The sequence below is a fragment of the Serratia sp. FS14 genome (genome assembly GCF_000695995.1).
In the GTDB taxonomy this organism is placed as follows: Bacteria; Pseudomonadota; Gammaproteobacteria; order Enterobacterales; family Enterobacteriaceae; genus Serratia; species Serratia nematodiphila.
Genome location: NZ_CP005927.1, coordinates 3,619,414 through 3,638,652 on the forward strand (window position 1 = coordinate 3,619,414; position 19,239 = coordinate 3,638,652).

At 58.8% G+C, this 19,239-nt stretch carries 18 protein-coding genes, 3 pseudogenes and 1 riboswitch; of the genes and pseudogenes, 10 read left to right on the forward strand and 11 right to left on the reverse strand.

All coding sequences use genetic code 11. The features are described from left to right. Nucleotides 1-38: 38 nt before the first annotated feature. Together L085_RS16380 and L085_RS16385 are read right to left on the reverse strand one after the other, a co-directional pair. Nucleotides 39-1,340 (reverse strand): sorbosone dehydrogenase family protein, encoded by a 1,302-nt coding sequence (locus tag L085_RS16380; protein WP_044031228.1) that lies wholly within the window; start codon nt 1,338-1,340, stop codon nt 39-41. A gap of 10 nt (nt 1,341-1,350) precedes the next feature. After that, nucleotides 1,351-1,776, reverse strand: a complete 426-nt coding sequence (locus tag L085_RS16385; RefSeq protein ID WP_021503704.1) for a DUF2231 domain-containing protein — start codon at nt 1,774-1,776, stop codon at nt 1,351-1,353. A gap of 168 nt (nt 1,777-1,944) precedes the next feature. On the opposite strand from L085_RS16385, the gene L085_RS16390 reads away from it, so the two are divergent. Next, nucleotides 1,945-2,403 (forward strand): YbaK/EbsC family protein, encoded by a 459-nt coding sequence (locus tag L085_RS16390; RefSeq protein ID WP_044031229.1) that lies wholly within the window; start codon nt 1,945-1,947, stop codon nt 2,401-2,403. Nucleotides 2,404-2,488: 85 nt separating this feature from the next. Here L085_RS16390 and L085_RS16395 read toward each other — a convergent pair whose 3' ends face one another. After that, nucleotides 2,489-2,866 carry a VOC family protein gene (locus L085_RS16395; RefSeq protein ID WP_044031230.1) on the reverse strand — a complete coding sequence of 126 codons (378 nt, stop codon included), beginning with the start codon at nt 2,864-2,866 and terminating at the stop codon, nt 2,489-2,491. 271 nt (nt 2,867-3,137) lie between these two features. Between L085_RS16395 and L085_RS25880 the strand changes: the two genes are divergently transcribed. Next, complete coding sequence (locus L085_RS25880) at nt 3,138-3,455, forward strand: GrpB family protein (RefSeq protein ID WP_049870678.1); 318 nt, start codon at nt 3,138-3,140, stop codon at nt 3,453-3,455. A 219-nt stretch (nt 3,456-3,674) separates the two neighbouring features. Further along, complete coding sequence (locus tag L085_RS25415) at nt 3,675-3,971, forward strand: hypothetical protein (RefSeq protein WP_144240702.1); 297 nt, start codon at nt 3,675-3,677, stop codon at nt 3,969-3,971. A 152-nt stretch (nt 3,972-4,123) separates the two neighbouring features. On the opposite strand, the gene L085_RS16405 is transcribed toward L085_RS25415, so the two are convergent. The 5 genes from L085_RS16405 to L085_RS16425 all read right to left on the reverse strand — a co-directional run bounded on the left by L085_RS16405 (nt 4,124) and on the right by L085_RS16425 (nt 9,715). Further along, the gene (locus tag L085_RS16405) at nt 4,124-5,659 is read right to left on the reverse strand and encodes a phospholipase D family protein (RefSeq protein ID WP_044031231.1); all 1,536 of its coding nucleotides are present in this window, start codon (nt 5,657-5,659) and stop codon (nt 4,124-4,126) included. Nucleotides 5,660-5,745: 86 nt separating this feature from the next. Next, nucleotides 5,746-6,537, reverse strand: coding sequence for a helix-turn-helix transcriptional regulator (locus L085_RS16410; protein ID WP_004937878.1), 792 nt, complete (start codon nt 6,535-6,537; stop codon nt 5,746-5,748). Between the two features lie 356 nt (nt 6,538-6,893). Next, nucleotides 6,894-7,211 carry a cupin domain-containing protein gene (locus tag L085_RS16415; RefSeq protein WP_044031232.1) on the reverse strand — a complete coding sequence of 106 codons (318 nt, stop codon included), beginning with the start codon at nt 7,209-7,211 and terminating at the stop codon, nt 6,894-6,896. 261 nt (nt 7,212-7,472) lie between these two features. Further along, nucleotides 7,473-8,525 carry an FAD-binding oxidoreductase gene (locus L085_RS16420; protein ID WP_044031233.1) on the reverse strand — a complete coding sequence of 351 codons (1,053 nt, stop codon included), beginning with the start codon at nt 8,523-8,525 and terminating at the stop codon, nt 7,473-7,475. Between the two features lie 17 nt (nt 8,526-8,542). Then, a complete protein-coding gene (locus L085_RS16425) occupies nt 8,543-9,715 on the reverse strand; it encodes an MFS transporter (protein ID WP_226988545.1) in 1,173 nt (390 codons plus the stop codon). A gap of 181 nt (nt 9,716-9,896) precedes the next feature. Between L085_RS16425 and L085_RS16430 the strand changes: the two genes are divergently transcribed. Beyond that, the gene (locus tag L085_RS16430) at nt 9,897-10,766 is read left to right on the forward strand and encodes a LysR substrate-binding domain-containing protein (protein WP_044031235.1); all 870 of its coding nucleotides are present in this window, start codon (nt 9,897-9,899) and stop codon (nt 10,764-10,766) included. A 53-nt stretch (nt 10,767-10,819) separates the two neighbouring features. Here the strand turns inward: L085_RS16430 and opgC are convergent. Then, a pseudogene (gene opgC, locus L085_RS16435) lies at nt 10,820-11,368 on the reverse strand (OpgC domain-containing protein); the annotation flags it as partial. Here opgC and L085_RS16440 point away from each other — a divergent pair. Continuing rightward, a pseudogene (locus L085_RS16440) lies at nt 11,363-12,592 on the forward strand (glycosyltransferase); the annotation flags it as partial. The pseudogenes opgC and L085_RS16440 sit on opposite strands and share 6 nt — an antisense overlap. A 2-nt stretch (nt 12,593-12,594) precedes the next feature. Further along, complete coding sequence (locus tag L085_RS16445) at nt 12,595-13,953, forward strand: DUF3131 domain-containing protein (RefSeq protein WP_044031236.1); 1,359 nt, start codon at nt 12,595-12,597, stop codon at nt 13,951-13,953. Here L085_RS16445 and L085_RS24795 read toward each other — a convergent pair. Continuing rightward, nucleotides 13,892-14,470 (reverse strand): annotated as a pseudogene (locus L085_RS24795) (glycogen/starch/alpha-glucan phosphorylase); the annotation flags it as partial. The gene L085_RS16445 and the pseudogene L085_RS24795 overlap by 62 nt on opposite strands. Nucleotides 14,471-14,719: 249 nt before the next feature. Then, nucleotides 14,720-14,795, forward strand: a riboswitch (Fluoride riboswitch). Nucleotides 14,796-14,835: 40 nt separating this feature from the next. Here L085_RS24795 and L085_RS16450 point away from each other — a divergent pair. From L085_RS16450 to eno, 3 genes are read left to right on the forward strand one after another with little or no spacing between them, the layout of a single operon-like run. Beyond that, nucleotides 14,836-15,801 (forward strand): DHHA2 domain-containing protein, encoded by a 966-nt coding sequence (locus tag L085_RS16450; RefSeq protein ID WP_081835532.1) that lies wholly within the window; start codon nt 14,836-14,838, stop codon nt 15,799-15,801. Nucleotides 15,802-15,804: 3 nt separating this feature from the next. After that, nucleotides 15,805-16,233, forward strand: coding sequence for a hypothetical protein (locus L085_RS16455; protein WP_004937850.1), 429 nt, complete (start codon nt 15,805-15,807; stop codon nt 16,231-16,233). A gap of 16 nt (nt 16,234-16,249) precedes the next feature. Continuing rightward, nucleotides 16,250-17,533: a phosphopyruvate hydratase gene (eno, locus tag L085_RS16460; RefSeq protein WP_044031237.1), complete on the forward strand. Its 1,284-nt coding sequence runs from the start codon at nt 16,250-16,252 to the stop codon at nt 17,531-17,533. Here the strand turns inward: eno and L085_RS16465 are convergent. Next, nucleotides 17,530-17,937, reverse strand: coding sequence for a MerR family transcriptional regulator (locus tag L085_RS16465; RefSeq protein WP_004937845.1), 408 nt, complete (start codon nt 17,935-17,937; stop codon nt 17,530-17,532). The genes eno and L085_RS16465 overlap by 4 nt on opposite strands. 72 nt (nt 17,938-18,009) lie before the next feature. On the opposite strand from L085_RS16465, the gene L085_RS16470 reads away from it, so the two are divergent. Then, complete coding sequence (locus L085_RS16470; RefSeq protein ID WP_004937842.1) at nt 18,010-19,230, forward strand: NADH:flavin oxidoreductase/NADH oxidase family protein; 1,221 nt, start codon at nt 18,010-18,012, stop codon at nt 19,228-19,230. Nucleotides 19,231-19,239 lie beyond the last annotated feature (9 nt).

Here is a 19,239-nt window from a genome sequence, read left to right on the forward strand (position 1 = left end):
ATGTCACGTGCAGGTTCTTCGGAACCTGCACGTTAACGTTATTTAGCGCTGACGCGCCAAACGGTGTTGCCCACATCATCCGCAATCAGCAGGGCGCCAGCTTTATCGACCGCTAATCCAACCGGTGCGCCATAGAGTTCCTTCTCGTCGTCGGAGACAAAGCCAGTGACCACCGCTTTGAGTTTACCGACCGGCTTGCCTTGCTCAAACGCCACGTAGCTGACCCGATAGCCGTTCAGCGGCGAGCGATCCCAGCTGCCGTGCTCGCTGACAAAGGCGCCGCCGCGATAATCGGCCGGCAGAGCGCTCGCGGTGTAGAACAGCAGCCCCAGCGGCGCGACGTGCGAGCTGAGGGCGTAGTCCGGCTTGATGGCCTTCGCCACCAGATCCGGCCGCGCCGGCTGTACCCGACGATCGACGTGCTGGCCGAAATAGCTGTAAGGCCAGCCGTAGAAGCCGCCGTCCTGCACCGAGGTCAGGTAGTCCGGCACCAGATCGGCGCCGATCTCGTCACGCTCGTTGACGATGGCCCACAGCTTGCCGCTGTGCGGCTCCCACTGCAGCCCGGTCGGATTGCGCAGGCCGCTGGCGAAGATGCGGCTGGCGCCGGAGGCGGTGTCCACTTCCAACACGGCGGCGCGCCGGTACTCTACGGCCAGGCCATTTTCGGTGATGTTGCTGTTGGATCCAACGCCGACATACAGCTTTTTACCGTCCGGGCTGGCCAGCAGGGCCTTGGTCCAATGATGATTGATGGTGTCCGGCAGATCGGCCAGCTCTTTACCCGGATCGCTGATGCGCGTTTCGCCCGGCTGATAGGCGTACTGCATGATATTGCCGGTGTTGGCTACATACAGGGTGTTGCCAATCAGCTGAACGCCGAACGGAGAATCGAGCCCCTCGAGGAAGACATGCTTTTCCCAACTGCCGTCGGCGGTTGGGCGCAGCAGGGTGATGCGGTTACCGCCTTTTCCCCCTTTACCTGACTTGCCCTTAACCAGCCCGGCGATCAGCTGCTTGGGGGTGCTGACCGCTTCGGTGCCCGGCCCGTTGGCCTCCACCACCAAAACATCGCCGTTGGGCAGGGTAAGCAACTGACGCGGGTGCAGCAAACCGTCTGCCACCTTGTCAATTTTCAAGCCTTCGGCGACTTTCGGCATCTGGTTTTGCTGCCAGCCTACGCCCTTTGGCACCTGCATCGGCGGCATCAGGAAGTCTTGCGCCGCCGGCAACGCCGGATCCGGCCCCATTTGTTGTTCCGGAGAAATGACGGCGCTGTTATCGCAGCCGGCCAGCGCCAACACGGCCGAAAGCGCAATCGCGATGGATGATAGCTTCATGAAAACCTCCTTATTTTGCGCGGGCGCTCACGGCCAGCAGAATGTTGGCGAAGCTCAGCAGCGCGACCACGATCGCAGACAGCACCAGACCTTGCGGCACCACGGCATACGCATCCCGGCTATGCACGAAAGCGTTGATAATGGCGAGAACGATGGCCAACAGATTCAGCCAGAAATGGAGCTTGACCGATGAGCCCTGTAGCCGGCCGCTGCCGAACCACACCTGCACCAGGTTAATCAGCCGGGGAATAATGGCAAAAATCAGGCCGATGGCGATCAGCCAACTGGCGCCATTGACCCATTGAATATTCGCCGTGCAGGCATAGATGATGTCGAAAATGAGCGCTGCGGTAAAAAATCCATAGGGTATCGGATTGAGCCATTCATAGACGGCCACCGCGGCCGCTGAAGGCCTTGCTGTCGTTTGCGTGGTCATACGGTTATCTCCATGAAAAATGATAGATAAAAAAGGCGTTGGCCCCTTAAAGCTTTGTTCAGATTCATCGATTTGAACAATTTTGATTCTCATTTTTAGCATGCGATGTTAAAACCGAAACCGTCACTACGGCATTATCAATGGCTTAGCAATATCAGGAGGCAGGGCATGAGCATAGAACGCGTTCAGCGTTTTCTGGCCGAGCACGCACCGGAAACGGCGGTGACGGTGCTGGCAAAGAACACCGCAACGGTGGCGCTGGCGGCGGAAGCCTTTGGCGTGGAGGGCGGGCAGATCGCCAAGACGCTTTCGTTTCGTGTAAACGACGGCGTGGTGTTGTTGGTGATGGCGGGAACCGCCAGAATCGACAACAAGAAGTACAAGCAATTCTTTGGCGTAAAGGCACGCATGCTGCCGACGGAGGAGGTGGAGGCGCTGACCGGCTATCTGCCCGGCGGCGTTTGCCCCTTTGCCGTACCGGCAACGGTGAGAGTTTACTGCGATCGCAGCCTGTGCAGCTACAGTGAAGTGCTTCCGGCAGGCGGCAGCGATAACTCAGGCGTGAGAATTGCGCCGCAGCGGCTGGCCAGCATCACCGGAGCAGAATGGATTGAAGTGACGGGGTAACTTTAAGTGACGATGTCACAATTGTGTTATGTTAAATCCAATGCGTTACCTCGCGATTAACATGCTGTTTTAACTGGAAAAAACACTATTCCATCGGATTGTGGCAAACTGCCTCGATATTATGGCCATCCGGGGCGATCACAAATGCCGCATAGTAGTGGGCATGGTAATTGGGCCGTAAACCGGGCCCGCCATTGTCTTTGCCGCCGGCGTTTAGCGCGGCGTGGTAGAACGCATCGACCTGCTCACGGCTGCTTGCGACAAATGCCAGGTGTAAGTGCGCCGGCTTTTCGTCGGTTTGAAACAGGCACAATGACACATTACCCCGATCGGGACAGAGTTCGACGCCATAGCCGGGCTCGCCTTCAGCAACGATTTTTACGCCCAGCGGCGCCAGCGCATTGAGGAAAAACGCTTTGCTTAGGGCAAAGTCGCTGACGCCAAATTTCACATGATCAAACATGGAGAGGCTCCTGGAGCGAGGAAGAATGTTTCCATTCAGTATAGCCAACGCCGTGGTGGGCGCCGAAAGCAATGAAGCGCGCGCCAATGCGCATTTGGCGTGCAAATACTGCCCGCTTAAATGACGTGTCTGGGAGAAATCTGCAGTATCGTAGCCGCCACGTTTTATCAGATTTCACGTAGCGCGATCAAAAAAGCAGGGGGTTTTTGGCTAATATCGGCAGGTATGCGCCATTGGAAACCATGCCCGGTCATCATTATTAGAGTGGAAAATGTCAGCGCGCATCATCACGATCCCAACGATTGATATATTGCTGGAGGTTGAAAGTCTGCCGGCGTTGGATAGCTTGAATGACAGGATGCGTGACATGAGATATACGCCGCGTGGCGAGAACGGCATTGCCGGCAGGCGTTACGACATCAAGGGAAACGGCAAACGCACGCATCAGCAGGAAGTGAACAGGCGATCTGACATTTGGCGTTCAGAGATTATCTGCGCAAGCATTATGATGTTGCTCAGCAATTCAGGGCAATCAAATACCAGGCAGCAGAAGACTGCCGGCAAAATCCAGCGGCTTATGGCCGGTTGAAAAACGAATTCATTCAACGGCACGAGCAGTTGGCGCTGGCCTGGTTGGCCGCAGGTGAAAACCCATGAATCATGGCCTGGACGGCATAATCCACATACCTGCATCTAGGTGCGCATAATGTATATTATGTTAAATTGAATTACTGGATACGCACCGGGGTTATCCTGCCCGTCCTTTCTCACCTCACCTTCAAGGCTTTATCAGGCTGCTAACCTTTTCTTGGCTGCATTAGAGCTAAAAGAAAATCGAAGTATAGATTTATTACCATTGTTATGTAGAGATTGGTGGATTGGTGCTCTATGTCTTTATGCTCAAAGTTGTAACTTTACATTTTTATTAGAAGAGTATTATATGAAACATGATAATATCACCTCGACATCTAAGGCTCTATATGAAATGGCAAAACATAGACCAATTTCAGAAAGAAATAATATTCAGCGTTTGATTAATAAATTTGTTGAGGGTGATAGGCTAAGTCTCGCATTTATTGACGAACGAGATGACGATTATTACTAAGGAATTGTTAAAAATATTTCAGATAGCGGGGAGAGAGCCGATGCGGCTAAGGGCGTTTATCCGCAAGCACCGCGACAGGCTTGCCTACTGAACCTCGTAAGGCTCGCCGGCCAAAACCGGCGTACCCTCCTTTTCCCCCTGCCGCCACGCCGTTACAACATCCACTCGATCGGCAGCCAGCCGGCCACGGTGAGAACGATGCGTTTTACCCAGCCGGCGCCGGGTTCTTGCTGGTGCACCTCGGTGTGGCCGTCTTCGAAGGCTTCGTTCCACACCATTTTACCCTTGGGCGTCAATGTCGGCCGGTAGGCGGCATACTCGAGCGGGCCATCAAACAGTTGGCGGGTGTCGGCCGCCAGCGTCGGGCTGTCGATCAAAAAGCCCATTTCGCAGTTCAGGTGCGCCGAGCGCGGATCGAAATTGAACGAACCGATAAACACCCGTTTGTCATCGATGGCGAAGGTTTTCGCGTGCAGCGCCGCGCCGGACAGCCCCAGCGGTTTGAGTTCCTTGCGCCCCGTCGGTTGGCCGGCGCGCAATTTCAGCTCGAACAGCTCGACGCCCGCCTGCAGCAGCTCACGTCGGTATTTGGCGTAGCCGGCATGGACCACCAGCACGTCGGTGGTGTTCATCGCGTTGGTCAGCACACGGATGGATTTCCCCTGTTTGGCAAGCGATTCAAAAAAGCTCGCCCCTTCCCGGCCCGGCACGAAATAGGCGGAGACCAGCTCCAACTGCTGGTTGACGCCGCCGATGATCTTGCTGAGCTGCGTCACCATCAAACGATCGCGCGACGCTTTGCCCAATCCCTTCGCCGGATCGTCGGCCACCAGCTCGACCTGGGTGAATTCAGGCTGCACGGCGCCATCGCGAAAGCGCACCGCACTGGTTTCCAGCTGCACCGCCAGTTTGCGGGCCCGGTCACTGCTTTCAGTCGCGGTGGCCTGCGTCAGGAAAACAGAAAGATTGCCTTTGCCTCGGATAATTTGCTCAACGCCAAACACCGAAGCGCTGTTCCAGTAGCGATCGAAGACCTCGGCGGTTTCCGCCACCACGTTACCGACGCTCAACACGTCGAGATCGAGGAAATAGTTTTCGTCGCCGACCTGGAAATACTCGTCGCCGATGTTGCGGCCACCGATGATCGCCACAGCGCCATCGACGATATAAGACTTGTTATGCATGCGCCGGTTCATGCGCATAAAGTCAAAGGCGTAGCCGGCCAACTTCGGCGTGCGCACGGTTGATGGGTTGAACAGACGGATCTCGACGTTTTCCTGGGCGTTCAGCGCCGCCAGGGTCTCATCCATGGCGACGCCGTTATCGTCCAAGAGCAGCCGCACGCGCACGCCGCGCTGGGCGGCGTCATACAGGGTTTTCAGCAGGATCTGCCCGGAGGTATCGTTATGCCAGATGTAATACTGGGCGTCGATCGACCTTTCCGCCATTCGCGCCAGCGCCAGGCGGCTGGCGAATGCATCGTGGCCGCTGACCAGCGGCACCACGCCGCTCAGGCCGGGATGCGCCGCCATCAGTTCGGCGGCTCGCGCCGGCAATAGCGCGGCAGGATCCGCCGGCAACGCCGCCTGCGGCAGACGCTGCGAAATATCCGGCAAACGAAAGAGGACTCTTGCCGCAATAATGGCGATCGTCACGGCGAGAATCAGATACACGACAATTTTTATCACGGGACGCGGCCTCTGAAGTTGACTGCTTTGCTTTATACGTCATTAGGTTGCTTCAATCTATAGGAGAAGCGCGCTATGCCATAAGGCTATAGCGTAAAGCGCGAAGGCGAAACGCCAAACAGTTTTTTGAACGCCACCGAATAGGCGCTGTGACTCTCGTAACCGCTTTCGAAGGCGGCGTGGATGATCGAGTTGCCGGCCAGCAGCAGCGGAATGGACGACAGCAGCCGCAGGCGTTGTTTCCACTGGCCGAAGGTGATGCCGGTTTGTTGGCTGAAATGGCGTTGAAAGGTCTTTACGCTGATCGACAGTGAATCGGCCCAGGCCTCAATACCGCGTTCGTCGGCCGGCGTGATGACCAACTGCCGGCAAATTTCGGCCATTCTCGCCTCTACCGGCCAAGGCAGATGCAGCGCCAGCTGCGGCTGCAGGCTCAGCTCCTCCAGGAACAACGCTCTGAGCAGCGCATTGCGTTTGGTCTCCGCCCCTTCAGGCGCCAGCGTCGCCAACTGGGCGATCAGTTCTCGCAACAGCGGTGAAACCTGTAATACGCCGTCGCGCAGCGGCAAACGCGCGGCGGTGATTTCATCGACCAAAATCCCGTAAACGCAGATGTTGCTCTGCATGACGATCTGATGTTCTACCCCCGGCCGCAACCAAACCGCGGTGGTGGGCGGCACGATCCAGCGACCGCTGCTCGCCTCGACCGCCATAACGCCCTGTTGCGAATAGAGCAAATGACAGCGTTTATGCGAGTGGTAAGGAATGACGAAGCCCGCCGGATAGTGTTTCACCAGCCCCGTCACCTCGAACGAGGAATTTTCGTGGCTGCTGAGGTCAATGCGTTTCGTTTCGGCGTTGTCGACTTCGAATCCCATGATCGTTTGTCCCTTTTGATAACGCGAATGTCTTTTATTTGATAGAGGGAGCGCATGATCCTCCATATAGTGACGTTCTCGCAAGCCACACCAGGGGCCTTATGCGAAGAAACTCACTATTTACACCAAAATTTCATCGTTCTGCGTAAAACGGAGGCGATGACGTTGCGCATGCGCTGCGCGATGGCGGCTCGTTGCGGGGGCGACGCGGCCGAAAGTGATGGAGAGGGAAAGCGCGGTGGCATAATCAGGAGGTGTACGCATCAATCAGCAGGTAGCTCGGCCTGGGGGACGGCTTACTGCTGAAGGGATAGGGAGAGCGCCTAGGCTCTCCTCCATCCAACGTTGTTATCTCATCAACGGGCCAACTCGGCGCCGTCCAGCTCGGAAATCGCCAGACAAATCACTTCCGTGATGGCCTGTACCGTATAAGCGGTATTGGCAGGAATGATCAACATCTCATGGGGGTGCAACGTCTGATCGTCAACCTTCAGTTCACCGCTCAGCACCATCAGTTTCACCCAGCCCGGATGAAAACGCGCCGGTTGCCGGCTGCCCGCATCCAGCTTCAGCAACGCCGTATGGCCAGGCGTCTCCCGTTTCAAAATGTGAAAGTGTACCCCATCGTAAGGCATGTTTTCGTAATGCAGTGACGCCAGTGTTCTCTTATGCATGGTAAGTGTCCTCGTGACCGGTGAGTAGCTGCTCCGCCTTCGGTCGCCGTAGAAACGATTGGCGGCTGTCCCTACCGAAAGCACAGGCTCGCAGCCTCTTGGCGAACGGATTAACTGTCGTACTTGCAGCGGCCCGATCGACCGCCGTTTCATGCCTAACCTGCCTCAGGCATGCTAATAAATATATAAGAGCCTCGCCGACGGCGCAAAAAACCGCTGCAACGTTGAGCGCATTACGGTGTGAATCCGTAGCCGGAAAGATTATCCAGCAGCCCGATCAGTGAATCGCGCCGGGCGGTAGCCGCGAGGAATGGCGGGATTAACGCCGTGCAGCAGCTCGTCGCTGACCAGCCGACCCAGCGTCGGAGCGCACATCACGGCCGGATGCATCACCGCCACATAGAGACAGGTGGCGCCCAGCGGCCCGAGGATGGGATAACCGTCGCGCGGCCTGGGGCGCAGCCCCACCGAACACGTCTGCAGCTGCAATGGCGCCGAGCCGTGCAGGCGGTTTTGAATCGCCGATCGCGCGTCCTCTTCCACGTGTTTGACATTGCCGCCAGCGGGATAATCCTCCGCCGCGAGCAGATCGCCATTTTGTGCATGACGCACTTCGATGTCGTCGCCCGCAATCAGCGTGTTCACCGCCTGCGCCGCCGCGTGATAGCGCAACAAAATTGCCGGCGACGCCTCGATCGGCAACGAGAATTCGCTGCCGTCCAGCAGCGCCGAGATCCCCGTACCACAGGCGAGCACGACCCGTTCGGCGGCGATCGCGCCCTCATCGGTAACGATGCCGGTTATCTGCCCACCGGCGTCGCGCAGAAATCCGCTGACCGCACGTCCCAGAAGCAACTCGCCGCCCAACGCGCCTACCCGTTCGAGCAGCCGCTGTGTCACCTCTTGCGGATCGACCGCGCCATCGCGCGCTGCAAAATAGGCCTGGCTATCGGGCCGCCCGAGCGCCGGCTCCAGCGCCATCACCTCGACTAAGGACAGACGCCGATTGTCGGGGTTTTGCGTAGCCGGCGCCTGACCATAGCTGAGCGCGCCGGACCAATTCACCCACAATTCCGGGATCTCCTGCGTCAGGCGCATCCAGTCAGCCACGATCTCGCGTCGCAGAAACGCATCGGGAGCGCCCTCTGGCACGCCTTCGCTGATCCAGCCGAACGAGCTGCCTGTGGCCCCCGCCGCAGGATACGCCTGCTCAACGACGATAACGCGCTGCCCCTGACGCGCAAGATGATAGGCGATCGATGCCCCGACAATCCCGGCGCCCACGATAACAATGCGTGATGATGTTCCATTCATTTAATGATGCCCGTGCCTCATTTCAAATGTTGTCGCCAAAGCAGCCATGCCGCCAGACAGGCTACCCCGCCGCCGCAGGCCAGCACGGCGTAAGACGCGCCCCAACTGTGGGTGGTATCCATCACCACGCCAAAGGATAACGGGGCGAACGAACCGATGCCGAACCCCAGCAACGATCGCCAGCCCATCACGCTGCCAAGCTGTTGCGGCGGCACGTTGTCCGCCATCGCAGCCGACAGCACGCCGGAGTCGCCGAGGATGAAGAAACTGCCGATGCTGACGAGCAGCAGCGTCCAGCCCGGCCCCCAGTTCGCCGACCATCCCATCAACAGCGAACCCAACGCGCCGGCGGCGCCCATAAACATCAGCACCGACGCGCGATTGAAATAGTCCGAAACGGTGCCGACAATCAATGTAGCCACCATGCCGGCCAGGTGGATCACCGCCGCGACGATCAATCCGGCGCTGAGCGGATCCAGAGAGAAGCCGCTCAACGCCTCGCTGACCAGGCTGGGCGCCCAGGCCCAGTTGCCGAGCAGCTCCCAGCTGTGGGCGATATACCCGATCAGCAACAGCAAGGTCGCATAGGTGATAGCATAGCTCTCACGTTTCGTCTTCCTCCCCAGCGTGCGCGGTTGCGGTTCCCGATAACCGACCAGGGCCAACGATCCCGCCAGCGCTCCCAGTAACGCACCGGCGGCGCACAGAGAAAACGCCACGCCGGCGCCCCAGCGCATGGCGCTCCAACCGGCGATGAAAACCGACAGAAAATACCCCAGCGAACTGGCCGCCAGCACCATGCCGATGGCATAACCGCGCCGCGCCGGACCGTTCATCCCCATCGCCAACAGCAGCGCCGGCGTATAAGCCCCGCCCTGCGTCAAACCGACGAAGGCCATCAACACCAACGCGCCGAGATAAGAATGGGCAAATACGGCGAACAGCATCAACGCAGCGGCGCCCAACCAGGAGAACAGCAGATAAACCCGGCGGGCGCCCAACGAATCACACCACCAGGAGGCCACCAGCAACGCCAGGGCGTTGGTCAGGCTGAACACCGTCTGCACCGTGCCGGCCGAAGCGGCGTCGAGCTGCCACTCGCTCCTGATGGTCGGCAGCGCGCCGGCGAACATCATGGTGCCCAGGCAGAGGCCTGCCCGGCTTACGCAAAGCAGAAAGAAAGCTCGCATCTCAGCGCCGCCTCCCAGTCCATCGATGGGTGAGGATGACTCGACTAACACGGATAACTGACGGGACGAAACTTAACATGGCGCACTCGGCAACGCGGGAAGGATGCGCCATAATAGTGAGCAAAATCAACGGCTGACAAACGATCTTTCGTCCCTCATTTGGTTGAGCTAAACTCAACCTATGAAAAAAGTTCACTCCCTGCCACACCTGTCCGCATTCGAAGCCGCCGCCCGTCTGGGCAGCTTCAGCGCCGCTGCGGATGAGCTGTTTCTCACCACCGGCGCAATTAGCCGCCATATTCGCAGCCTGGAAGAACAGCTGGGGATCACGCTGTTTTATCGCGCACACAAGTCCGTGCGGCTGACGCCGGCCGGTGAGAATTTTTCGCGCACCGCGTCTCGGGTGATAAGCGAATTGTTTGCAGCGGAAAGCGCGCTGAAAGCGAGCGCCGGCCGGCAGCGGCTGGTAGTGCACAGCCTGCCGACGTTTACCATGCACTGGCTGATGCCAAAGCTGGCGGCATTCAATGAAATACATCCGGGGATCGCGGTTGATATCACCACCAGCACCGGCGCCGTCGATCGCAATACGCCGTTTGACGTGGCGATCCGGCGCGATCCCGCGCACTTCTCCGGGCTGAAGGCGATCCCTTTCCTGCAGGAAGACAGCTTGCTGGTCTGCAGCCAGAGCTATTTGCGCGCCATGCCGGTCAGTGCGCCGGACAAGCTTGGCGAGCATACCGCCATCCGCATTCGCGCCCGGGAAGATTTATGGCGCAGCTGGCTGAATACCTACCCGACGGCGCTGGACGCCTCACCGCCGCCGCTCACGCTCGACCATACCTTCGCCGCCATTCAGGCGGCCGAAGACGGCCTGGGGCTGGCCGTCGTACCTTACCTGTTCTGCGCCAAACAGCTGTCGTCCGGTCGGCTGGTGTCGCCTTTCCCGGCGTTGACTATCCGAACCGGCGTTTACTCCCTGCTGCTGCGCGATCGGGACGATGAGGTCGTGAGAAAATTCGCCGCCTGGCTACGCACTTACCAGGCCTGACCGTGGAGCGCCAGGCCGGTCATTGCCTTGGCCACCGCGTTCTTCGGGCTCGTTTAGTTGGGAACAATCTTCTTCAACAGGCCGTAACGCGCCATTACCCAGAGCGCAAGCAGCCCGGTCACATGCACCGCCGTACTGAAGAGCCAATGTTGCGTCCAGAGATCGAAGGTCACGAACTGGCTGATAAACAGCACCAGATAGACGTGAATGATGAAGGTATACAATGAGTTTTGCCCAAGCACGATCAGGAACCAGCCGATGGCTTTGTTGATGGGCCGCCAGCAGACGGTCAGCAGCCAATAGACGCTGGCGATCAGACAAAAATCATTCAGAATGCGCACGGGCCCCAACGCATTCTTGGCGGCCAGGTGTTGATAAAACCCATTGAATTCCGCCGCCGGGATCACGTGCAGCATTAACGCCGGCGGCATAAAGGGATTGGTATGGTTTTGCGCGACGAACAGCATTATCAGCGCCACCGCCGCCATGCCATAGCGCGCAATCTTGCCTGCCTGAGTGCGGGCCAACGACGCGATCTCCTCTTTGTACCATCCGCAGCACAGGCCAAGTATGTAGATCAATTGCCACGCCAGGAAAGGAAATTCCCGTCCATCTTGACCGACACGCTGGGTTATTTTCGCGATCCCCTGGTGGCCTGGGTGCAAACGCCGCAATGGTTTTACGATCTGCCCGCCGGAAAGCGTTTGCCGCACTGGCTGAAGGACAAGCTGGGGCGGCCGGGCTATGTCGTCGGGCGCGCGTTTGAAGGGGTGGTTGGGCCCCTCACCGTCGGCCAAGATCCCTTTTTCAACGATCCCAAGATGTTTTACGACGTGATATTGCGCCGCCGCAATGCGGCCAACGCCGCCTTCTGTTGCGGCGCGGCGTCAATTCATCGGCGCGAGGCTATCATGCAGAGCGCATTGCGCAGCTATTCGCGCGCCGTCGAAAATGAAATCGATCGCTATACCCGCGACGTCACGGATGCCGGCCTGCGCGACGATCTTGGCCAGGCGATGAAACCCCAGATTGCGTTCGATACCGAATTGACGCCGTATAAATTCCACGTATCGGAAGATATTTACACCTCGATCGTGCTGCACGGCGATCCCGAGCGACGCTGGCGTTCCGTCATGCATCCCGAGGTGGAATCGAAAATGCTGTCGCCGCAGGATTTGTTGACCTGGATGATTCAGCGTTTCAAATATGCGGCGGGGTCGCTGGACATTGCGCTGCATGATGCAGTCTTCAGCGCGAAAAACTTCAGGCTGAGTCTGGCGCAAAAGCTGATGTACGGCACCACGTTCTGGTCATATCTTGCCTGCCTGTGGAATACGGTGTTCCTGATCTCGCCGTTGATCTATCTGTTTACCGGCATTCCGCCGGTATCCGCTTACTCGTTGCCCTTTTACCTGCACTTTTTACCGTTTTTCCTGCTGTCTGAGCTGGCTTTCATGTTCGGCACCTGGGGGATCTCCGCCTGGGACGGAAAGGCGTCCTACCTCTCGCTTTTCTCGATGAATCTGCGCGCGCTGGATACGGTGCTGCGCGGTGAAAAGATCAAGTTCCACGTTACGCCCAAAGAGCGCCAGCAAGGCAACTTTCTGACGCTGGTCAAACCGCAGTTGGCCATCATCGCCCTGACGCTGTTGGGGCTGTTATGGGGCGGCGCGCAGCTGTATCTCGGCAAGGTGGACGATCCGGCCGGCTATGTGATCAATATCTTCTGGGGCGGCGTAAACGTGATGGCCATGTTGCCGATGGTGTTCGCCGCGCTGTGGCGCCCTGAGTCGGAGCCCCCTTCCGAACAGCAGGAGGCCGGATAGACATGGCGTGGAAACACTCACTGTTGCAGGCGCGCAGCTATATTGCGGTCATCCTCGGCTTCCTGCTGGCCTTCGGCGTCGTAGTGTATGTTGAGATGAAGATGCCCCCCGCCCCGGCGGAAAGCGCCGAGTTGACGCTGAGCGCCGATTTCCCCACGCTGCCCGCGCCACGTGCGCTGACCTTCGACGAGGCCGTCTGGGCGCGCATCGCCTGGCAATATTTTGTCAACAACACCCAATCCAGCGGGCTGGCGAATGCCATCGACAACCAGCCTTACACCACCATGTGGGACACCGGCAGTTATCTGATGGCGACGATCAGCGCGCAACGCCTCGGGATCATTACGCAGGACGAGCTGAATGCGCGAGTGAATGCCGTTTTGACAGCGTTGTCTTCGTTACCGCTGGCCGACGGTCAGTTGCCGTCGCTGTATTACCATACTCAGCGCCCTATCAGGCTGAATAGCCTGGGCCAAAACGAAAGCCAATCCGATTGGTCTGCCGTCGACCTCAGCCGTCTGTTGATGGCGCTGGATATCGTCGCCTGGCTGTACCCGGAACAGACCGGCGCGATCGCCCGCTTAATCGCCCCCTGGCAGTTCGACGCCCTGTTCATGCAGCAGGAGCAGCGACAGCCGCTGAATTTCCGGGCGGCAAAAAAATGGCAGCTCGTCACTCAAAGCAATCGTGACAGCTATGGTTACCAGCTTTACGCCGCCAACGGACTGCGCCGCGTCAGCCCTCTGGCCGGCATCGTTCTCGGCACCCAACTGCCATCACCTCGCACCATCAGCATTGACGGCCTGCGTATTCCCTACGACAGCCAGGCCAAAATCGGCAAGGTCGATCACCCGGTCGTCACTACCATGCCCTATTTACTGACCGGTCTGGAGGTCGGGTTCGACATCCGGTCGGCGGAAATCAGCTGGCGAGTGATGAAAGTACAGGAAAGCCGCTATCGCAGCCGCGGCGGTGACGCCTATGTGAATACCGACAATGAAGAGCAATTGCCACGTTTTATCGACGACGCGGTCATCAGTCGATTCCCGGCGCAGATCGACAAGTCGCGTGGGGAAATCAAAGAGGCGGCGCTGCAGCTGTCGACCAAGTCGGCATTCGGTTGGTACGCGCTGTTTCGTACGTCGTGGAGTGACGAAATGCGTCGGCGCGCCGGCGTCCTGTTCGAGCCGGGACGTGGCTGGTATGACGGCATCATCGCCGCCAATGGGCAGCAGAGCCGGGTGATCGGCGCTAATACCAATGCCCTGATATTGGAAAGCCTGGTCTACATCGCGCAAGGCCGCCGATCGGGATCAGCATTTGTTGGGCATGATGCTCTACCAGCCACGGCGAGCGCGTAGAGTGCCAGTCATCCGGCTGTTCTATTTGCCTGCCGTCGTGGATTGCCTGTTTGAAAAGCCCATACTCGTATTTGATGCCGTGTCCGGAGGCGGCGATATCCAATGTGGCCATCGAGTCGATGAAACAGGCGGCCAAACGCCCCAGACCGCCATTGCCTAAAGCCGCGTCGGGTTCCTCATCCACAATGCGCTCGAAATCGAATCCCAGTTCGGTGACCGCACGCTGCATATTCGTCAACAAGCCGGTATTGATCAGGTTATTGCGCAATGACTGGCCTAATAAAAACTCCATCGACAAATAATAAAGGCGTTTCTTTTTCTCCGCCCGCTGTCTTTGTTGTGAAATTAGAAAATCATCATATTGATAATGACGAACGGTCAGCGCCACCGCATTGAAAACGTCGCTTTCAGTTGCCGCAGGCAAGGTCACACAGAGTTGATATTTAAGATTATTTTCAATTTTCGCACTCAATTCGCTAACGCTCGGCGCATTGGCTACAGGCTGCTTGGATTTCATTGCACTTCCTTTCAGGAATGATGTTTAACGATATATTCGTTAAACGGCAATAAGTATCAGATAAATTCTAGCCTCTTTTTTTACAATGTCGTTTTTTTACCGAATTTATTTTTAATTCGAACCAAAATGGTGAGATTGTTAATTATATTAAAAGTTGGTTTGACACAATTAAATGATTACGGCGCAATAATCTGATGAGACTCAAAGCCGATACCGGGCGTTGCGTTTGTCACCGCGCTGCGCTACAGTCGTTCACAAGGTGATGGTGTTCCACCTTTCCCAACCGCCGCGTTCGCTCGAACCGGATGATGACGCCTGATATACAACTTCGCTTTATTTTTTAGGCAGGTATGTCAGGAGTCGCTATGAATGAAATCTCACGTTTTACCCCTTTTCTGCCCCAGCCTGATCTCGCCGTGCGGGAAATGCCGCTTTACGTTTTCGGCCATAAAAATCCCGACAGCGACAGCATCTGCAGCGCGCTGGTGGTCGCGGACTGGCTCAATCACCTTGGCAAACCGGCCGTCGCTTTCCGCCTTGGCGAACTGACGCCGGAAACCCGCTACATACTGGCCGCCGCCGGCGTACAAGCGCCTGCGCTGCTGACAGAAGATCTCCGTGACCGTAAAGTCTGGCTGGTCGATTTTACCGACGTCGAACAAGGGCCGGCCTCATTGCCCGACAGCGATGTGGTCGGCGTTATCGACCATCACCGGCTGGGCACGTTAGTCACTCGCAACCCGCCCGATGTCTGGGTTCGCGCCGTCGGCTGTTGCGCCACCGTGATCCTGCAGATCCTGGTGGCGGAAAGGCCGATGCCGCTTTCTTCCGCCCAGGCCACGCTGCTGCTGGGCGCCATTTTGAGCGATACCGTCGCGCTGAGCGCGCCGACCGCCACCGAACAGGATCGGCTGGCGGTCTCGCGGTTGCGCGCAATTGCTCATGTCGACTATGACGCCTTCACCGCCGGGCTGCTCGCCGCCAAAACCGATCTCTCGGGGCAATCCGCCGCGCAGTTGCTGCACCGCGACGCCAAGAATTACCGCATCCATAGCGTCTCGCTGCTGCTGTCGCAGATAGAAGTGCGGACCATGAGCGACATCGATCCGCTGTTGCCCGCACTGCAACAGGCGCTTGAACATGCGAAGCAGGAAGCCGGGCTGGAGATGGCCGCGCTATTGGTCACCGATATCACCTGCCGTCGCTCCACCCTATATTTCTCGCCGAACCGGGTGCTCGACATTCGTCAGGTGTCTCTGCCCGGCATGACGAGCCGGAAAAAAGAGGTTTTACCGTGGTTAACCCGCCAGATCGCTAACGCAGGGAGATAAGTCATGCCGCTCTACCAACATGCTTTACTGCTGGTGCAGGATGAACGCGACGGCCGGCTGCTGTTGCATCATGCCGAACGCCTCAATCAGCAGATGAATACGCGCATTACCGTGGCGCACATCAGCGCCGACTATGCCGAGCTGGACTACCTCAGCGATTCGCTGACCAAAGATCGCCAGTCCAGTGAGGTGATCGCCGCCAAGGCCATGCTCAGCCGTCTGGTGGAGGACTGCTCAATCCCCCTGGAAGTGCGCGCAATTGTCAGTATCCATCGCTTCAAAGACGTCGAAGCCCTGATTGCCCGCGAAGGCGTCGATCTGTTGCTGTTAGGCCATCAGAACCGTCCGTTCGGCGTCTTTTCCTCCTTCGGCTTCGAGTTCATTAACCATTTGTCCATCGACGTGCTGATAAAGCATGTGCCAACTCCCTAGAATGAGGTGACTACCCATGAGCTATGAGATTGAAAGCGTAACCGCCAGAGAAATCCTGGATTCGCGCGGCAACCCGACCGTCGAAGTCGAAATGAGCGCGGCGGGCGTCGTGGCCCGGGCTTCGGTCCCCTCCGGCGCCAGCACCGGGTCGCGCGAGGCGGTGGAGCACCGCGACGGCGATCCGCACCGTTTCGGCGGCAAAGGCGTACTGGAGGCGGTGCACAGCGTCAAAACGGCGATCAATGAGGCGCTGCGCGGGGTGGATGTGCGCCAACAACAGGAGATTGACCGCCGGCTGATCGCGCTGGACGGCAGCGAGAACAAGAGCCGATTGGGGGCCAACGCCCTGCTCGGCGTTTCTCTGGCCGCCGCCCGCCTCGCGGCGCAATTGTCTCAGTTGCCGCTGTATCGTTATCTGGGCGGCATCGGCGCCAACCTGCTGCCGGTGCCCTGCATGAATATCATCAACGGCGGCGTGCACGCCCGTTGGCAAGGGGCGGACTTTCAGGAGTTTATGATAGCCCCTCTGGGCGCGCCGTCGCTGCGCGAGGCCGTGCGCTGGGGCAGTGAAGTCTATCAGGCGCTGCGCCAAATCCTGTTGGAACAAGGCCTGTCGGTCGGCGTCGGCGACGAAGGCGGTTTCGCGCCGGCGGTCGCCTCAAACCGCCAGCCGCTGGAGCTGATCGTGCAGGCGATAGAGAAAGCCGGCTACCGACCGGGAGAAGATATCGCTATCTGCATGGATCCGGCCTCGAGTGAATTCTACGCCGACGGCAAATACCGCCTGCGCAGCGAGAACCTCGAGTTGGACGCAACCCAGATGACGGCCTATTACCAGCGGCTGGTACAGGATTTCCCCATTGTGCTGATTGAAGATGGCTTGGCCGAGGACGACTGGGCCGGCTGGCGTATTCTGAGCGACGCCCTGGGCGACCAGGTGGAGCTGGTCGGCGACGATCTGTTCGTCACCAATGTGAAATACATCCAGCGCGGGATTGATGAACGGTTGGCTAATGCCGCGCTGATCAAGCTGAACCAGATCGGCACGCTGAGCGAAACCTTCGCCGCCGTGCAGCTTTGCCAGGCAAACGGCTGGGGCGCCTTTATCTCGCACCGCAGCGGCGAAACCGTCGACAGCTTTATCGCCGATATGACGGTTGCGATGCGAGCCGGCCATGTGAAAACCGGCGCGCCGTGCCGCGGCGAGCGCATCGAAAAATACAATCAGCTGATGCGCATTGAGGACCAATTGGGCACCGCGGCGGTATATGCCGGGCGCTCCGCCTTTAAACGCCGCTAATCTGTGCAGGCCGGCCACGCACCGGCCAACTTTTCATTTTTGACCTGGCATAACCCCGCCACGCCGGATTCCAGCAAGGTAAGTCGGGTCGCCAGCAATGCTTCTCGCTGCTCATTCAGCGTGACCAACATCCGCTCGATTTCCGCCAGACGGGTCTCGACGCCCTGTATCAACCCATCCTCATAAGCGCTGCCCTGCAGCGCCAGCACGCGTTGGATCGCCTGCAGCGAAAAGCCCAGATTCTGGCCAATTTGGATCAGATGCAGCCGTTCCAGCGCGCTTTCGCTATACACCCGATAACCGTTGACGCCGCGCACCGCTTTGGGCAGCAGACCCTGCTGCTCGTAGTAGCGTATCGCCGAGGCGGCCACGCCGGCCCGTTCCGCCAATTCTCCGATCTTCATGCCCTATTGACCTTAAAGTTAACTTTAAACCTAGTATAGCGCCATTCCCCCTGCGACAGGAGCGCAAACCCGATGTTTACCCCACTGACACTGCCCAACGGCAGCCGCCTGACCAACCGTTTGGCCAAAGCCGCGTTGGAAGAAAATTTGGCCGATGAAGGCCAACTGCCCGGCCCCGCGCTATGGCGCTTGTATCGCCACTGGGGTATCGGCGGCGCCGGTCTTATCATCACCGGCAACGTGATGATCGACGGCCGTGCCATGACCGGCCCCGGCGGCGTGGTGCTGGAACAGGATACGCCGCTCGCCTCGTTCGAAACCTGGGCCAAGGCCGCGCGCCAGGAAGGCGCGCAGGTTTGGATGCAGCTCAGCCACCCGGGCCGCCAGGTAATGGCCGACATGGGCGGCAACGCCTGGGCGCCCTCCGCCATTCCGATGGCCATGGGTAAGTACAGCAAAGCGTTCGCGCAGCCGGAAGCCATGAGCGAAGCGCAGATTGCCGAGGTGATCGCCCGCTTTGCCGCCAGCGCGCACGCCGCCGAACGGGCCGGGTTTACCGGCGTGCAGATCCACGCGGCGCATGGCTACCTGATCTCTCAGTTTTTGTCGCCGTTGGCCAACCAGCGCAGCGATCGTTGGGGGGGCGAGCTGGCAAATCGCGCCCGCCTGCTGCTGGAGGTGGTGCGCGCGGTGCGCAAGCGGGTCTCGCCAGGTTTTTGCGTGGCGGTAAAGCTCAATTCCGCCGATTTTCAGCGCGGCGGCTTTTCGCCGGACGAAGCCCGGCAGGTGTTGCTGATGCTCAACGAACTGCCGGTCGATCTGGTGGAGTTATCGGGCGGGAGCTATGAAAGCCCGGCGATGCAGGGCGAAACGGCAGACGACAGTACCCTGGCGCGTGAAGCTTATTTTCTGACCTTCGCCCGCGATCTCGCCGCAGTAGCCCGCATGCCGGTGATGACCACCGGCGGCATCACCCGCCCGACGGTGGCGCAACGGGTGCTGAACAGCGGCGTCGCGGTGGTCGGCATCGCCACCGCCATGGCGGAAATTCCCGATCTGCCGCGCCGCTGGCAAACCGGCGAAGCCCCTCATGCGCTGCCCGCGCCGGTAAAATGGCGCGACAAAACGCTGACGCTGCTCGCCCGCATGGCGCTGATCAAGCGCCGCATGCACGCTCTGAGCCGCGATCGGACGCGTAACGTGCGTTACTCCCCGCTGTGGTCGCTGCTCATCGATCGGTGGCGCACCCGCCGCACTCTGCGGCGCTATCATGCCTGGTTACAGCAACGTTAATGACCGCGG

Excerpts from the sequence above, each read along its gene's own strand:
- eno (WP_044031237.1), top strand. The coding sequence starts at position 16,250 with ATGAGCTATGAGATTGAAAGCGTAACCGCCAGAGAAATCCTGGATTCG.
- L085_RS16445 (WP_044031236.1), top strand. The coding sequence starts at position 12,595 with ATGGCGTGGAAACACTCACTGTTGCAGGCGCGCAGCTATATTGCGGTC.
- L085_RS16430 (WP_044031235.1), top strand. The coding sequence starts at position 9,897 with ATGAAAAAAGTTCACTCCCTGCCACACCTGTCCGCATTCGAAGCCGCC.
- L085_RS16425 (WP_226988545.1), bottom strand. The coding sequence starts at position 9,715 with ATGCGAGCTTTCTTTCTGCTTTGCGTAAGCCGGGCAGGCCTCTGCCTG.
- L085_RS16455 (WP_004937850.1), top strand. The coding sequence starts at position 15,805 with ATGCCGCTCTACCAACATGCTTTACTGCTGGTGCAGGATGAACGCGAC.
- L085_RS16410 (WP_004937878.1), bottom strand. The coding sequence starts at position 6,537 with ATGGGATTCGAAGTCGACAACGCCGAAACGAAACGCATTGACCTCAGC.
- L085_RS16385 (WP_021503704.1), bottom strand. The coding sequence starts at position 1,776 with ATGACCACGCAAACGACAGCAAGGCCTTCAGCGGCCGCGGTGGCCGTC.
- L085_RS16390 (WP_044031229.1), top strand. The coding sequence starts at position 1,945 with ATGAGCATAGAACGCGTTCAGCGTTTTCTGGCCGAGCACGCACCGGAA.
- L085_RS16380 (WP_044031228.1), bottom strand. The coding sequence starts at position 1,340 with ATGAAGCTATCATCCATCGCGATTGCGCTTTCGGCCGTGTTGGCGCTG.
- L085_RS25880 (WP_049870678.1), top strand. The coding sequence starts at position 3,138 with ATGTCAGCGCGCATCATCACGATCCCAACGATTGATATATTGCTGGAG.
- L085_RS16470 (WP_004937842.1), top strand. The coding sequence starts at position 18,010 with ATGTTTACCCCACTGACACTGCCCAACGGCAGCCGCCTGACCAACCGT.
- L085_RS16465 (WP_004937845.1), bottom strand. The coding sequence starts at position 17,937 with ATGAAGATCGGAGAATTGGCGGAACGGGCCGGCGTGGCCGCCTCGGCG.
- L085_RS16450 (WP_081835532.1), top strand. The coding sequence starts at position 14,836 with ATGAATGAAATCTCACGTTTTACCCCTTTTCTGCCCCAGCCTGATCTC.
- L085_RS16420 (WP_044031233.1), bottom strand. The coding sequence starts at position 8,525 with ATGAATGGAACATCATCACGCATTGTTATCGTGGGCGCCGGGATTGTC.
- L085_RS16395 (WP_044031230.1), bottom strand. The coding sequence starts at position 2,866 with ATGTTTGATCATGTGAAATTTGGCGTCAGCGACTTTGCCCTAAGCAAA.
- L085_RS16415 (WP_044031232.1), bottom strand. The coding sequence starts at position 7,211 with ATGCATAAGAGAACACTGGCGTCACTGCATTACGAAAACATGCCTTAC.